The sequence below is a fragment of the Neptunicoccus cionae genome (assembly GCF_014643735.1).
GTDB lineage: Bacteria > Pseudomonadota > Alphaproteobacteria > Rhodobacterales > Rhodobacteraceae > Amylibacter > Amylibacter cionae.
In genome coordinates, this window is the sequence record NZ_BMKA01000002.1 from 711745 (window position 1) to 726184 (window position 14440).

The window sequence follows — 14440 nt, forward strand, 5'->3', positions numbered from 1 at the left end:
GAGGATTTCAATGAAATCTACGTTACCCGACAAAAAAGGTAAAAGCCAAGTCGTTACAGGAAGGTCTCTTTCAGGGTCCGCTTCAAAACCTTGCCATTCGCGTTGCGCGGCAGGGGCGTTTCAGAGATCGAATAGCTCTCGGGGACTTTGTAGTCGCTCAGGTTCGCAGCACATAGGGCGTTGAGCGCGGTTTCGTCCAGCTGTCCGGATTTGGGGCAGATCACTGCGTGAACCCTCTCACCCAATACAGCGCAGGGTTTGGCGATGATCGCAGCTTCTGCCACATCGGGATGGGTCATCAACACGCTTTCCACCTCGGAACTGAACACCTTGTAGCCGCCGCGATTAACCACATCTTTGATCCGGTCGAATATCCGCACATACCCCTGTTCATCCATCGCCCCCATATCACCGGAACGCCAGAACCCGCCGACAAATTCGGATGCGGTAGCATCGGGGCGGTTCCAGTAACCAGCCACAACCATCGGGCCGCGAATCCAGATTTCCCCGACCGTCCCCGTGGGACATTCGCGCATGTCATCACCCATGATCAGGGTTTCACCACAGGCCACAGGTTTGCCGATAGTGTCAAACGCCGAGCGGTCCGCATCCAGTGGCATGATCGTTGAAGGAGAGGTGGTTTCAGTGGCGCCATAGGCGTTTACCAAGGTCAGGTCGGGCACCAGTTCCGCCAGCTTTTCAATCGTCGGCACCGGCATCGGCGCACCGCCATAGGCACCGATGCGCAAAGAGCTGAGGTCAAACTGCGTCAGATCCTCGCGCAGGAGGATCAGGTTATACATAGCCGGAACCATCACCGAATAGCTGATCCTTTCGGATTGGGTCACGTCCAGCACGGCGCGGGTGTTGAATGCCTCTTGCATGACCAGTTTGGACCCAACCCCGAGACTGGTCATCACCAGCGCAATCAGCCCTGTCACGTGGGTTGCAGGCACCACCAGAAGGGCCGCATCCTGTTCATCCAGTTCCAGATGATGGGCGAAATGCAGCATCGAATGAATAATCCCGAGATGGGTCAGCATCGCGCCTTTGGGTTTTCCGGTGGTGCCAGAGGTGTAAAGGATACAGGCCAGATCGTCTTCATCCATCGCAGGCGCAGCCGGATCAAATCCGTCGGGGGCGCTGCGTTCGATACTGTCGATGTCCAGACGCCATTTCAGATCTGGCACATCGTCTTTCGCCGGAATGGCAGCATCATGGGCGGGGTCGTAGATCAGACCGGCCGCACCGCAGTCGTTCAGGATAAAGGCGGTTTCGGGTGCAGCTTCACGCACGTTCATCGGCACCGGAACCGCCCCGAGCCGCCAGATAGCAAGCAAGGAAACCACAAACTCCAACCGATTGGACAGGATCAACCCGACACGGCTCTCGCCCGACAGGCCGAGCTTTTGCAACTGCGCGGCGCATCCGTCCACCCGATCCGACAACTGCTTGTAGCTAAGCCTCTCACGTTCATCCACAACGGCCGTGCGGTCTGCAAAACGGGTGATGATGCCGTCGATCTGCTCCATCACCTGCTTGGCCCGATCCTCAAAACAGGTCACTGCGCGGTCTTTGAAGTGAACTTCCTTGCGGGTGGTGGGCGTCAGGGTCATATCTGAACTTTCTTGAAGGGACTTTCAGGCCGCTGGTGCGGTTTTGCGAAGGCTAGGTCCGGCGACGATGCGTTACAATAACGACGTTACTGCACAATCACCCGATGGCCTGTTGCGCCTTATCACCAGACAACAGCGTTTCGGCAAGCAGTGCAAACTCCGGCGCCATTGCGCCCACGGCAACCGCATCATCATGGGCCGCCTGCCCTGCCTGCGCCCGCGCGGTGATACCGGCGAGGATTACAGACATGCGATACATGGCAAAGGCGCGGTGAAAGCTTGTCAGGGGAACATCACACCCACCGCTGGCGCGGTACTGATCCAGAAACGCGGCACCATCAGGTATCCCGAGCGTCGAAAGATCGAGTCCCGCCAAGCCTCCCATCTGGTCGGGTGACAGGTCGTAAAACATCATCCAATGGGCAAGGTCCGACAGGGGATCACCCAGCGTCGAAAGCTCCCAATCGAGCACGGCCTCGATTCGTGCAGGTTTGGTGCCGTACATCAGATTGCCGATCCGGTAATCCCCGTGGACCAGCGTCGTCGGGCTTTCTGCGGGGATGTTTTCTGCAAACCAGCCGGCCAGCGCGTCGATCCGGTTGCTGAACGCCGCCTCCATACCAGCGTCTTTCGCCGTGTCCCATTGACGCGCCCAGCGGCGGACCTGACGGGGGTAATAATCGCGTGTCTTGCCGTAATCCGAAAGCCCAGCAGCCTGCCAGTCCACACTATGAACCGCGGCAAGAACCCGCGCAGCGTCGTGAAACACCGCCCCCCGCTCCTCTGACGAAAGAGCTGGCAGATCACTGGTTTCCGACACTTGACCGTAAAGCCGCTCCATCAAATAGAACGGCGTTCCGATGACCGCCGGATCATCCTCAAACATCACCATCTCTGGCACCGGCACATCGCTACCCGCGAGCGCTGACATCGCGCGGTGCTCCCGATCTACCGCATGGGCGCTGGAGGCTATGACGCCTGCCGGTTTCTTGCGCAGAACCAGTTCTCGTGTCGGGGTGCTGACGAACCACGTCGGGTTGGACTGCCCGCTTGTCACCGGAGCGAGCGTCACAGGCTCTCCCAATATGGTTCCGAGTATACGGGGGTCGAAATCTGGTTGGATTGCCATGAGTCTAGGTGTCTCGTCGTTGTGGTGATTTGCGCATTTAGTGTGTGACAATAGGACATAAATAGCAGAACCCACAGGGTCAACGGTTTTCCCACCGACGCAAAATAACCTTACGGCGCGAGGGCGAGATCGGTCTGGGAACCCGCGCAACCTTGGCATAGCATAAAGGCTTACTGCGCCGGTTTCCGTCCTCCGTAGCGTCAGGCGACAATCATATTGACAGGGGCAGCGTTTCTTATCAGTGTATTACTGTCCGACACTAAAAGAGCTTTCCCACTATGCGCCCAACGGCCTGTTCCAGATGTAGCAGAACAACAATTCGCCCGCTCGGCGGCCCAGCAGCGTTGTGCCAGTTCGGGAGGCAGGGGTGACTTTCTCGACTATTCAAACGGATATTTCCGACAACGTCATGACGTTGACCTTGAACCGGCCCGAAAAGCTGAATGCGTTCAACGACACCATGATGGACGAAATGATTGCGGCGCTCGATATCGCTGATGCAGTTGATGATGTGCGCGCCATAGTCGTGACGGGTGCAGGGCGCGGCTTTTGTGCCGGTGCCGATCTGGATGATGCAGATGCGTTTTCGTCGGCGGATCTGGACCCGAAATCCACCGATCCGACCACATGGAACAACCCGCAAAACCGCGATTCCGGCGGGATGCTAGCCTTGCGCCTGTTTCGATGCCTCAAGCCGGTGATCGCGGCGGTGAACGGGCCGTCTGTCGGGATCGGCAGCACCATGCAACTGCCGATGGACATCCGTATCGCGTCTGACACCGCCAAGTTCGGCTTTGTGTTTACCCGACGCGGGATCGTGCCCGAAGCCGCTTCAAGCTGGTTCCTGTCCCGCGCTGTTGGCCTGTCCACCGCGTTGGAGTGGTGCTACTCGGGCCGTGTCTTTGGCGCCGAGGAAGCGTTGGAGGCGGGATTGATCCGATCCATTCATGCGCCGGACGACCTGCTGCCAGCGGCCTATGCCATCGCGCGCGAGATTGCCGATAACGCCGCGCCGGTTTCTGTGGCCATGACCCGTCAGATGTTGTGGCAAATGGCCGGAGCGCCCCATCCGATGATGGCCCACCAGATCGACAGCCGCGCCGTTGCTGCACGCAATGCACAGGGTGATGCCGCCGAGGGTATCTCCAGCTTCTTTGAAAAACGACAAGCCGAATTTCCGGACCGTGTCAGCACTGACATGCCCGGATTCTATCCTTGGTGGAACGAGCCCCCTTGGGCCTGAAATATCAGTAAAGTGTTGGGAGGACACGAAATGACTGACAAGATTTTGGTAGAGCGCAAGGACGGGGTGACCACCCTGCGTCTGAACGATCCCAAAGCGATGAACGCTATGACAGCGGATATGGCCGGTGCCTTGCGCGACCTGCTGATCAGCGAGTCAAAAACCGCGCGGTCAATTGTTCTGGCAGGCAGCGAGCGGGCCTTTTCCGCAGGCGCCAATCTAAACGCGGCTATGCCGGATGACACCACCGGCTTTGACGTGGGCGAGACGCTGGAAAAAGAATACAATCCCCTGATGCTGACGATCCGCGATCTGGAGGTGCCAGTGATTAGCGCCGTTCGCGGTGCGGCGGCGGGGGTCGGTGCGTCTATTGCGCTGGCCTGTGATATTATCGTGGCCGGTAAAAGCGCTTATTTCCTAGAGGCTTTCGCCCGTATCGGCCTTATCCCTGATGGCGGTGCGACATGGCTTTTGACCAAAGCCGTCGGGCGGGTCCGTGCAATGGAAATGATGCTACTGGCAGAAAAGATCCCCGCTGAACAAGCGCTTGACTGGGGCTTGATCACACGGGTGACAGATGACGGCGCGGTCGAAGCCACCGCGTTGGACATTGCTGCACGGCTGGCACAGGGGCCGTCCCAAAGCTACAGCCTGATCCGCAAAGCCGCGTGGAGCGCAGCTGACAGCGACTTTGCCGGTGCCCTTTCCACAGAACGCAAACTTCAAAAAGAAGCTGGTGAAACCCGTGATTTTGCCGAGGGTCTGGCCGCGTTCAAAGAAAAACGCGCGCCGCGCTTCCAGTCGTAACCGCGCGCTGAAAACACCCCCGAACGCGAGCGACGTCCGGTGCGGAGATCCCCTCCGAAGGATCACAAGACAGTCCACCCCGAGAGGAACGGGGCAGGAAACATTCGTTCAACCGACCGTTCCGGCATCCGGAACACAAACAGGAGGAAACACACTATGAAACGCATGATCAAATCAGTCCTCGCAGGGGCATCCCTGCTGGCGCTGGCACCGGCTGTTCAGGCCGACCAGCTGAGCTTTGCTGGCGGCTGGCCACCAAATTCCAAACCGACTGCGGTTCTGGAATCCTACGCAGACGCGATCGAAGAAAACTCCGGCGGCGAACTGACAATGCGGGTATTCCCGCTGTCCCTGCTTTCTTTTGCAGAAGGCAACGCCGGTGTTCGGGATGGTCTGGCGGACACCGCTGCGATCCTGACACCGTATTTTCCGGCTGAATTTCCGAACCTGAATATGATCTCGGAGTTCTCGCAGCTTGTGGAACTGGAAGAATTCTCAGGCGAAACAAGTTCTGCCGCATTTGCAGGTGCGCTTAGCGAATATGTCCTGTTGAACTGCCCTGATTGTATCAGCGAAACAGCCAAGCAGAACCAAGTTTATCTTGGCGCAGGCATGACCACATCCTACGCGTTGCAATGTGTTGTGCCGCTGAACTCTCCAGAAGACCTGAAAGGCAAGCGTATCCGCACCGCCGGTGCGTATTGGTCCCGTTGGGCGGAAACTGTGGGCGCTGTTCCGGTTTCCATGTCCGTGAACGAAACATTCGAGGCGCTCAATCAGGGTGTTCTGGACTGTACGGCATCAAACACGGCCGACTTTGTAAACTTCAGCTTCATCGAAGTGGTGAAATACCTCTACACCGGTCTGCCAGGTGGCCAGTTCACTGTTCCGACAATGATGAACAAGGAACGCTGGAACGGTCTGTCTGAAAACGGCAAATCCGCAGTTATGAAGGCCAGCGCCAAGCTCGCGTCTGAAATGACTTGGGTGTATCTGGAAGAAGCCCGTGCAGGTAAGGCAAAATCGCCGGAACTGGGGATTGAATACGGTCCGGCATCTGACAGCCTTGTTGCAATGAACCGCGACTTTATCGCCAATGACGTCAAGAATGTTGCAACTGTCTATAAAGACCGCTTCAATCTGGAAACCGGCGCAGCAGCAGCGGACAAGCTGCGCGAACTACTGGGACGTTGGACCGAGCTGACGGCCGATGTGGACTCCGCTGACGCATTGACCGAGCTCTACTGGAACGAAATCTACTCTAAAGTGGACCTCAGCAGCTACGGCAAATAACCAATCACGGGTGCCAGCGTCACACGTTGGCACCCGCGCAAAATTTAGGGGGGAAATCGTATGGTTCATGTGGGGAAAGCCCTGTCAGGACTGACAAAGATCGGATCGTTGCTCGGGACGATATGTATCGTTTTGATGATGCTGCATGTGACAGCGGATGTGGTGGGCAGGTATCTGTTTAACGCGCCACTGACCGGTACGATTGTGATCGTTGGCCATTACTACATGATTATCGTCGTGTTTATCGCCCTTGGGGTTGCCGAAGAAAAGAACTCCCACATCTCGGTAGAGTTCCTGACAGATATGATGCCCCGCACATTTCAGGGCTGGCTGTCGGTGTTTTCCGGCCTCTTCACCCTGTTCGTTTTCGGCCTGCTGGCCATCAGCGGGTTTACCGAAGCGATGAAAAAAACCAACTCCGGCGCTTCGATGGAGCAAGGATCAAGCCTGATCGCAATCTGGCCGAGCTATTGGGCTATCCCGCTGGGTGCAGGTCTGATCTGCCTGATCGCCGCCTATAAAGTGCTGGTTCGGGTGTTCAAAACACCCAACGGCCTTCACGAAACACTCGAAGATGATGAGATAGTCCATGACTGATGTTGCAATTGGCCTGACCGGTCTTGGTTCCCTTATGGCCTTGATTGCCCTGCGGGTGCCCATCGGGGTGTCCCTGATCGGGGTGTCGTTTATCGGGTTGTGGTCCCTTATGGGGTCTCGTGTGGCTTGGGGCGCACTTGGGGTTATTCCCTACCAGTTCACTGCAAACTGGGTGCTTAGCTCTATTCCGATGTTCCTGTTTCTGGGGTTCATCAGCTATCATACACAACTGACCAAAGGCATGTTCAACGCCGCGCGGATTTGGTTGTCTGCCATTCCGGGCGGGTTGGCGATTGCCGCGATTTTCGGCTCGGCGGGTTTTGCCGCTGTGTCAGGGTCGTCCATCGCTTGTTCCGCTGCGATGGGACGGATCGCCATTCCTGAAATGATGAAGCACAAATACCACCCCGAACTGGCCACCGGCACGGTCGCGGTGGCAGGCACTATCGGCGCGTTGATCCCGCCGTCCATCATCCTGATCCTGTACGGCGTGATCGCGCAGGTCTCTATCGCCAAACTGTTTCTGGGCGGCATCAGCGCCGGTATCCTGACCACCGTAGGCTATATCATTGTGGTGCTGGTGCGGGTCAAACTGAACCCCGAACTGGCTCCGGAACGGGACGAGAAAACCAGCCTGTCCGAACGCATCCTTGCGCTGAAAGACACTTGGCCGATCTTCCTGATTATGATTGGCATCTTTGGTGGCCTATTCGGTGGCATCTTCACCCCCACCGAAGCTGGCGCGGTCGGTGCGTTTCTGGCCTGTATCGTAGCGCTGATCAGCGGAGAGCTGACACTGGAACGGTTTCTGAAAGCGGCGCGCGAAACCACCATGACCACCGCGTCCTTGCTGATCATCGCCATCGGCGCGAGCCTTCTGACACGGTTCCTCGCCCTGTCGGGTGCGGGGGATTATCTGTCTTCGGGCATCATGTCAGTGGCCTCCAACCCTGCACTGCTGATGCTTGGTATTGTGCTGGTTTATCTGCTGATGGGCATGTTCCTTGAACCCATTGGCGCCATGTTGCTGACTCTGCCGATCATCCTGCCCGTGGTGGACAATTCGGGGTGGAGCCTGCTGTGGTTCGGCATCGTGCTGACCAAACTGCTGGAGATCGGGATGATCACGCCGCCCATTGGCATGAACGTATTTGTTATAAAAAGCGTGGTGGGCGATTTGGTGAAAACCTCTGCGATCTTCCGCGGGGTGATGTGGTTCATCGTGATGGACCTTGCCATCGTGGCCCTGCTGTCGGCCTTTCCGGCGCTGGTCCTGTTCCTGCCCGAACTGCTACAATAAACCTGTAAGGACAACACGATATGACTCATGCAAATATTTCGCTGGTCCGGCGGGCCCGCAGCCAGCAACTCGGCGATCTGCTGCACCGTTCAGCGGCACGCACGCCTGACAAAACCGCGCTGAAGTTTCGCGGCACTTCGGAAACCTTTGCCGAGCTGAACCGCGCGGTGAACCGTGCTGCCAACGGGCTGAAAGCCAAAGACATCAAGAAAGGCGACCGCGTTGCCCTTCTTAGCCATAACAACCGCGCCTTTGTGGTGCTGCGCTTTGCGCTCGCACGGCTCGGGGCGGTGACAACGCCGGTGAACTTTATGCTGAATGCCGAGGACGTAGCCTATATCCTCGACCATTCCGGCGCCTGTGCGATTATCGCCGAAGACGCCCTTTGTGCCACCGCTGACACAGCGCTGGCGGCGCTCGACAAGGCGGATATGCAGCGGTTCTCCATCCCTCATGCGGACGTGGCCGCGCCGGATCCATGGGAACCGGTTGCCACTCTGCTGGAGCATTCGAACGACAGCGAGGTCTGGGTCGATGTGGACCCCGACGACCCGATCCAGATGATGTACACCAGCGGCACGGAATCCCGTCCCAAAGGTGCGCTTCTAACCTCCAGCGCGCTTTATGCCCAATACGTCAGCTGCGTCGCGGACGGCAAGATGACAGGCGAGGCCATTTCCCTGCACTGCTTGCCCCTGTTCCACTGCGCACAGCTTGACTGCTTCCTGTCGCCGGACCTGTACCTTGGCGCGACCAGCATCCTGCATGACAAGGCCGATCCCGCCGAAATGCTGGCGGCGATTGAAGCGGAAGGCGTGACCAAACTGTTCTGCCCGCCCACCGTCTGGATCGCCCTGCTGCGCCACCCCGACTTTGACAAACGGGACCTTAGCAGCCTTGACGCGGGGTATTACGGCGCCTCCATCATGCCCACCGCGATCATCGAGGAACTGATGCAGCGCCTGCCAAACATGCGGCTTTGGAACTTCTACGGGCAGACGGAAATGGCCCCGATTGCCACCATCCTGCAACCCGAAGACCAGTTGACCAAACTCGGCTCTGCGGGGCGGCCTGCGCTTAACGTGGAAACCCGCGTGGTGGATGACAAAGACCAACCCGTGGCCGTGGGCGAAGTGGGCGAGATCGTCCACCGCAGCCCCCATCTGATCCTTGAATACTACAAAGACACCGAAAAAACCGCCGAGGCCTTTGCCAACGGTTGGTTCCACAGCGGCGATCTGGGCCGGTTTGACGCGGACGGATACCTCTACGTGGTGGACCGCAAGAAAGACATGATCAAAACCGGCGGTGAAAATGTGGCCAGCCGAGAGGTGGAAGAAGTCATCTTCCACCACCCCGACGTGGCCGAGGTTGCCGTGTTCGGCATCCCCCACCCCACATGGATCGAAGCGGTGACAGCCATCGTGGTGGCCAAAGACGGATCATCGGTAACACGGGAGCAAATGATGGACTACTGCCGCGAAAATCTGGCCGGGTTCAAATCCCCCAAACACATCGAGATCGTCAAGCAACTCCCTAAAAACGCGAGCGGTAAGATCCTGAAGAAAGACCTGCGAGTGGAGTATGAGGGAGTGTTTGACGGGGGATGAGTTTGAGTGGTTCCATTGGGGAGGACTTACTGCCGATATTTTATGGGAGCAAATGCGAGTGGTACAAAGGCGGCTTTTTGCTGCGGATCAAGGATCCGGATCAGAAAATGCCAAAAACGAGTAAAGATACGATGGTAATATACTGGAAATTGACCCTTTAATAACCTTTTTGTGATTATCATCCATCAAGTGTTGCCTTGCGTTGGCCTTGATTGCGACACATTGAGGCTACATATTTTATAGATGACCATGAAAAACTGTGTATAGTGTCCTTAAAAACGTGGGACCGGCACGGGGTTGTCGATGGGAGAAAACAATGACCATACCAACTACGTTGAATAAAGTTGTTGAAGAACAAATTACTAGAGTAATTCGCGAAAAATTTAATCTGGATTCAAACTCAGTAATTGAAGTTTCATCTATCGAAGTCGATCAGAACGAACATAAAATTCGAATTGAAGTCTTGATCACCACTACTGAACGACCCGAAGAACTGGCCAGAGGGTACTTTGGATTAACAGGAAAGGTTCGCGATGCTTTGGGTGCTGATTGGTCCGGTTTTTTTCCAGTGATCACACCACAAATAAACTCAGGCATGCATGCCTGACGCGAAACTTGCGGATGGCCATCTGGCGGTTGCCAAACGTTTGGCTAGTACAAAAAGGCCATCACAAGCCGAAATTCGACGTTCAATAAGTTCCAGTTATTATGCATTGTTCCATGCCTTAGCGCGAACTTGTGCGAATTCGCTGGTTGGAAGAACTCCAAGTCAGCGGCCAAACAAAGCTTGGGTGGAAGTTTATCGCGGTTTAACTCATGGCATTTGTCGGAAAGCATGTGAAGATGCCCATAAAGTTGCATTCCCAGACTGTATTCAAAAATTTGCAGACGAATTTCATCAGCTGCAAGAGCTTCGTCACAAAGCCGACTATGATCCTGATATCAAATTCAGCAAAGCAGATGCACAAACGATGCACGTGAATGCCCAGATGAGCATGGAAAGTCTGAGATCCGCCAGCAACAATGACAAGAAGGCCTTTTCGGCCTGGGTACTGATTTCGTCACAGGGTGCAAAAAACGCACGTAAGACAAACAACGCAAATTAATGTGGCAAATCCTTGCCGATCACAATCCCAACTTGTATTAATGTGTTGTGCCCATCGCACGCCCTCTTAGAACCAAGTGCCTCCTATAGGTGGACCGCATGAGGTGATCCGCGAGTGTCGAACTGTATTTCGACGTTAGCTATAGAGGTGCTTTTTATGGCATACTGTACTTGGCCTATGCCGGTAAGTGTTCGCGCTTATCTGAGATTTAGGTTTGGCAAGTGGGAAACTGTCGTTTCCCACTGCCGTTCGACTCCTTCGCGGTAAGGGAATACAGGCCCTGCGAAGGTGATGTGTGATAAAGCGATGGGCACAACCATAATTAGTACCACCCAACCTTCAACTAAATTGATCGCCGCCACATTGAGCTTCGACAAATCGAGTCAAAATTACAACAATTTTCGTACGAGCTTGGTCGGATACTGAGGTACGATGGTCAATATCGAATTAGGGGCTGCATGAGAAGATACCGATGGTGCAAAGGAAAGTTCACCTTGAACCGTTCGCATAACTTAACACCACCCCAACCTCACTTCATTCTGTTCTCTTTCGAAATGGACGGTTCGTCCTGTAGCCCTGCAATCTGGATGCCGCGCCAGAAGTCTTGGATGTGGCGGTGGGCCCAGTTTCGGGCGCGCTCGGGGTCTTTGGCTTCGATTGCGTCTACGATCTGGCTGTGGGCGACGATCTGGCGTTCGATGGCTTGGGGGACGGAGGGGGTGATCTGGATGAACCCCTGATAGAGCAGCAGTGTCAGCGGTTCGCGCACGAGGCAGAGCACGCGGTTTTGGCTCATCTCGGCCACTTGGGTGTGGAACAGCGTATCAAGCCGCGTGGTTTCGGCCACGTCATCCTTGGCGGCCACCAGACGGGCGTGGATGTCTTTCAACTCGGCCAGCGCCTCGGGGGGGCCTTGCCGTGCGGCCAGTTCTGCGGCCAGTGGTTCGGTTTCCAGCGCCACCTGCCACAGCTCTCGGAAGGTGACATTCATCAGCACCATCGCACGGCTGGACCGACTGGCGAGCTTGTCGGTTTGGGGCAATGCCACTTCCAGACGGCGGGGGGTGGGACGGTGGACCAACCCTTCGCTTTCCAGCTGGCGCAGTCCTTCGCGCACGGTGGATCGGGTGACGCCGAACAGTTGCGCCAGTTCCACTTCGCCGGGCAGACGCTCGCCGGGTTTCAGGGTGCCCTGCATGATCTGCGCTTCGATTTCATCGGCAAACTGGCGATAGGCGTAATTCACCTTTAGATGCTGGCTGCGCAAACTCATGTCTTCAACTCCAATGCTCGCAGGCGATGGGCCAACCTGACCGTGCCGCTGCTTCGATTAAACAGCAAGCCGCCCAGTTTGTGAACAGGAAGGCGGCCCGTGGGTGGGTGGTTTACCTTTCGTCAAGACAGTGCCGATGCCCCGTTTCTGACCCTGCGTCCCAAGCGGCAGAAGCGTGTTTCGGCTTCCCATCCCAATTCCTCTATGTTACACCATTAGTGTATGACAATACGTCACTAAATTTTCAATTTCAATGGGGCAATCCAGTGCAGCGCCGCGCGTTCCGCAGACGCAGACCTGCCCCGCCCTAAACGAGCGAGCCTGATATGATCCCTGAAAAATCCGATAAAACCCGCGCTCTCGAAGCCCGCCTGAAGGACTTCATGGAGCAGCACATCTATCCGAACGAGCCCCGCTTCTATCGTGAATCCGAGGATATCGGTCCTTGGGGGGTGCATCCGATCGTAGAGGAACTGAAAACCGTCGCGAAAGAGGCCGGTCTGTGGAATCTGTTCCTTCCCGACTCTGACAGGGGCGCGGGGCTGAACAATCTGGAATACGCCGCATTGTGCGAAATCATGGGGCGCAGCCATCTCGCACCGGAAGTGTTCAACTGCTCTGCGCCGGATACCGGCAATATGGAGGTGCTGGAACGCTATGGCACGCAAGACCACAAACAGCAGTGGCTCGAGCCGCTTTTGAGGGGTGAAATCCGTTCCAGCTTTGCGATGACCGAACCGGCTGTTGCTTCTTCGGACGCGCGTAATATCGAAAGCGCGATTGTGCGGGACGGCGACGATTATGTGATTAACGGGCACAAATGGTACACCACAGGGGCCACCGATCCGCGCTGTAAGGTAATCATCTTCATGGGTAAATCAGACCCGAACGCGGAAACCTACCGTCAGCAATCCATGATCCTTGTACCAAAGGACACACCGGGTGTGACGGTCAAACGTTCCATACCCGTGTTCGGCTTTTATGGTGTGCCGGATCGCGCATCCGAAGTGATCTTTGAAAACGTCCGCGTGCCAGCGTCCAATATGCTGCTGGGGGAAGGCTGCGGTTTTGAAATCGCACAGGGGCGCCTAGGGCCCGGCCGCATCCATCACTGTATGCGCCTGATCGGTCTGGCGGAACGCACGCTTGAAAAAATGTGCGCCCGCGCCGCAGAGCGCACCACATTTGGAAAGGTGTTGTCCGAGCAATCCGTCACCCGCGAGCGGATTGCCCAATCCCGCATCCTGATCGAGCAGTCCCGTCTGCTGACTCTGCGCGCGGCCCATATGATGGACACCGTTGGCAATAAAGAGGCCAAGGCCGAGATTGCCATGATCAAAGTTGCCGTGCCCAATATGGCCTGTCAGGTCATCGATTGGGCCATCCAGCTGTTCGGCGGTGGCGGCACAAGCAATGATTTCGGACTGGCAACCGCCTATGCCACTGCGCGGATGCTGCGGCTTGCGGATGGTCCGGATGAGGTCCACCGCGACCAGATCGCGCGGTTGGAGTATAAAAAACAGGCCAAAGCGGCGGCGGATCGCCCCAACGTGAAACTGTCGGATCAGGAACCCGCAGTCAGCAATGTCGCACTGGGGCTGACACTAGAAAGTGACCCGCGTTAGCCCTGTTCTGCGATCCGCAGTTCCAGACCTTTTAGCAGGCCCTCAAAGGCAGTGTCGGGCCGACGGTCCGTCACGACAAAATCGCCAGACTTTAGCAAGGGCTGGCGCACTGCAGGGCGGCGGTCCTGCGGTGCGAACTTGGACTGATCCACCGCCATAATTACCTTGCCAGCATTGCGCAGCATGGCGGTCGCGATCTCTACTTCGCATTGTTCATGCACCAGAAAGCCCTTGACCGCATCCACCATCGAGGCGGACAAAAGCGCGTAATCCACCTGCATCCGTTCGATCACATCAAAGGCGGAGCGATCAAAGGCTGCCCCGTCATGATCGCGCAACTGGGTTCCGGCCATGAACACCTTATTGCCCGGAATAATCGCCAGCGTGCTGGCCACGAAGGCCGAATTTGTAACGACCGTCAGTTCCTTTCGCGCCCGCAATGCCTGCGCGATAAACCCCGAGGTAGAGCCTGTGTCGATGGCTAGGCTCGCCCCGTCCGCAATGATCTCGGCGGCTTCCTTGGCGATGGCCACTTTTGCAGCACGGTTCAGATTCATCCGCGCCAGATACGGCGGGTCGGTGGCAATCCGGTTGGAGACCAGCGCACCGTGGACTTTATCCAGACGCCCGCTCGCCACCAGAGGCTGGGTGACACGGCGGATGGTCTGGTCGGACACGCCAAGCATTTGCGAAAGCTCCACAACCGAGAGCGTTCCGCGCATATCAACCGCGTGTAGAATCTGTGCTTCATATTTCGACATTTGCGACACCTATACCCGGAAACCAGCCAAACGATAGCCCGCACTTGTTGATTTTGCGGAGTATATCAACAAAAATCAAC

At 56.5% G+C, this 14440-nt stretch carries 13 protein-coding genes; 9 read left to right on the forward strand and 4 right to left on the reverse strand.

Going from position 1 to position 14440, the window contains the following annotated elements:
- Positions 1-53: 53 nt before the first annotated feature.
- Positions 54-1616 (reverse strand): class I adenylate-forming enzyme family protein, encoded by a 1563-nt coding sequence (locus IEX10_RS08710; protein ID WP_188673454.1) that lies wholly within the window; start codon positions 1614-1616, stop codon positions 54-56.
- A 97-nt stretch (positions 1617-1713) separates the two neighbouring features.
- The gene (locus tag IEX10_RS08715) at positions 1714-2745 is read right to left on the reverse strand and encodes a phosphotransferase family protein (RefSeq protein WP_188673458.1); all 1032 of its coding nucleotides are present in this window, start codon (positions 2743-2745) and stop codon (positions 1714-1716) included.
- Between the two features lie 367 nt (positions 2746-3112).
- Between IEX10_RS08715 and IEX10_RS08720 the strand changes: the two genes are divergently transcribed.
- The 8 genes from IEX10_RS08720 (at position 3113) to IEX10_RS08755 (ending at position 10701) form a co-directional block, all read left to right on the forward strand.
- Positions 3113-3988, forward strand: a complete 876-nt coding sequence (locus tag IEX10_RS08720; protein ID WP_188673461.1) for a crotonase/enoyl-CoA hydratase family protein — start codon at positions 3113-3115, stop codon at positions 3986-3988.
- A 30-nt stretch (positions 3989-4018) separates the two neighbouring features.
- A complete protein-coding gene (locus IEX10_RS08725) occupies positions 4019-4795 on the forward strand; it encodes an enoyl-CoA hydratase-related protein (protein WP_188673464.1) in 777 nt (258 codons plus the stop codon).
- Positions 4796-4951: 156 nt separating this feature from the next.
- On the forward strand, positions 4952-6088 hold the full coding sequence (locus IEX10_RS08730; RefSeq protein WP_188673467.1) for a C4-dicarboxylate TRAP transporter substrate-binding protein: 1137 nt from the start codon (positions 4952-4954) through the stop codon (positions 6086-6088).
- Positions 6089-6148: 60 nt separating this feature from the next.
- Positions 6149-6685, forward strand: coding sequence for a TRAP transporter small permease (locus IEX10_RS08735; RefSeq protein WP_188673470.1), 537 nt, complete (start codon positions 6149-6151; stop codon positions 6683-6685).
- The gene (locus IEX10_RS08740; protein WP_188673473.1) at positions 6678-7985 is read left to right on the forward strand and encodes a TRAP transporter large permease; all 1308 of its coding nucleotides are present in this window, start codon (positions 6678-6680) and stop codon (positions 7983-7985) included. Before IEX10_RS08735 ends, IEX10_RS08740 begins: the two co-directional genes overlap by 8 nt.
- 20 nt (positions 7986-8005) lie before the next feature.
- On the forward strand, positions 8006-9595 hold the full coding sequence (locus IEX10_RS08745) for a fatty acyl-CoA synthetase (RefSeq protein WP_188673476.1): 1590 nt from the start codon (positions 8006-8008) through the stop codon (positions 9593-9595).
- A gap of 316 nt (positions 9596-9911) precedes the next feature.
- On the forward strand, positions 9912-10202 hold the full coding sequence (locus IEX10_RS08750; RefSeq protein ID WP_188673479.1) for a hypothetical protein: 291 nt from the start codon (positions 9912-9914) through the stop codon (positions 10200-10202).
- Entirely contained in the window at positions 10195-10701 is a 507-nt protein-coding gene (locus IEX10_RS08755; protein ID WP_188673482.1) for a hypothetical protein, read from the forward strand. Before IEX10_RS08750 ends, IEX10_RS08755 begins: the two co-directional genes overlap by 8 nt.
- Before the next feature lie 529 nt (positions 10702-11230).
- Here the strand turns inward: IEX10_RS08755 and IEX10_RS08760 are convergent.
- On the reverse strand, positions 11231-11974 hold the full coding sequence (locus IEX10_RS08760) for a FadR/GntR family transcriptional regulator (RefSeq protein ID WP_188673483.1): 744 nt from the start codon (positions 11972-11974) through the stop codon (positions 11231-11233).
- A gap of 326 nt (positions 11975-12300) precedes the next feature.
- Here IEX10_RS08760 and IEX10_RS08765 point away from each other — a divergent pair, with 326 nt between their 5' ends.
- Complete coding sequence (locus IEX10_RS08765) at positions 12301-13599, forward strand: acyl-CoA dehydrogenase family protein (RefSeq protein WP_188673486.1); 1299 nt, start codon at positions 12301-12303, stop codon at positions 13597-13599.
- On the opposite strand, the gene IEX10_RS08770 is transcribed toward IEX10_RS08765, so the two are convergent.
- A complete protein-coding gene (locus tag IEX10_RS08770) occupies positions 13596-14360 on the reverse strand; it encodes a DeoR/GlpR family DNA-binding transcription regulator (RefSeq protein WP_188673489.1) in 765 nt (254 codons plus the stop codon). The two genes, IEX10_RS08765 and IEX10_RS08770, sit on opposite strands and share 4 nt — an antisense overlap.
- Positions 14361-14440: the final 80 nt, after the last annotated feature.

Bases quoted from the DNA above. Each gene is read 5' to 3' on its own strand.
- IEX10_RS08710 (WP_188673454.1), bottom strand. From the start codon at position 1,616: ATGACCCTGACGCCCACCACCCGCAAGGAAGTTCACTTCAAAGACCGC.
- IEX10_RS08715 (WP_188673458.1), bottom strand. From the start codon at position 2,745: ATGGCAATCCAACCAGATTTCGACCCCCGTATACTCGGAACCATATTG.
- IEX10_RS08725 (WP_188673464.1), top strand. From the start codon at position 4,019: ATGACTGACAAGATTTTGGTAGAGCGCAAGGACGGGGTGACCACCCTG.
- IEX10_RS08730 (WP_188673467.1), top strand. From the start codon at position 4,952: ATGAAACGCATGATCAAATCAGTCCTCGCAGGGGCATCCCTGCTGGCG.
- IEX10_RS08735 (WP_188673470.1), top strand. From the start codon at position 6,149: ATGGTTCATGTGGGGAAAGCCCTGTCAGGACTGACAAAGATCGGATCG.
- IEX10_RS08740 (WP_188673473.1), top strand. From the start codon at position 6,678: ATGACTGATGTTGCAATTGGCCTGACCGGTCTTGGTTCCCTTATGGCC.
- IEX10_RS08745 (WP_188673476.1), top strand. From the start codon at position 8,006: ATGACTCATGCAAATATTTCGCTGGTCCGGCGGGCCCGCAGCCAGCAA.
- IEX10_RS08750 (WP_188673479.1), top strand. From the start codon at position 9,912: ATGACCATACCAACTACGTTGAATAAAGTTGTTGAAGAACAAATTACT.
- IEX10_RS08755 (WP_188673482.1), top strand. From the start codon at position 10,195: ATGCCTGACGCGAAACTTGCGGATGGCCATCTGGCGGTTGCCAAACGT.
- IEX10_RS08760 (WP_188673483.1), bottom strand. From the start codon at position 11,974: ATGAGTTTGCGCAGCCAGCATCTAAAGGTGAATTACGCCTATCGCCAG.
- IEX10_RS08765 (WP_188673486.1), top strand. From the start codon at position 12,301: ATGATCCCTGAAAAATCCGATAAAACCCGCGCTCTCGAAGCCCGCCTG.
- IEX10_RS08770 (WP_188673489.1), bottom strand. From the start codon at position 14,360: ATGTCGAAATATGAAGCACAGATTCTACACGCGGTTGATATGCGCGGA.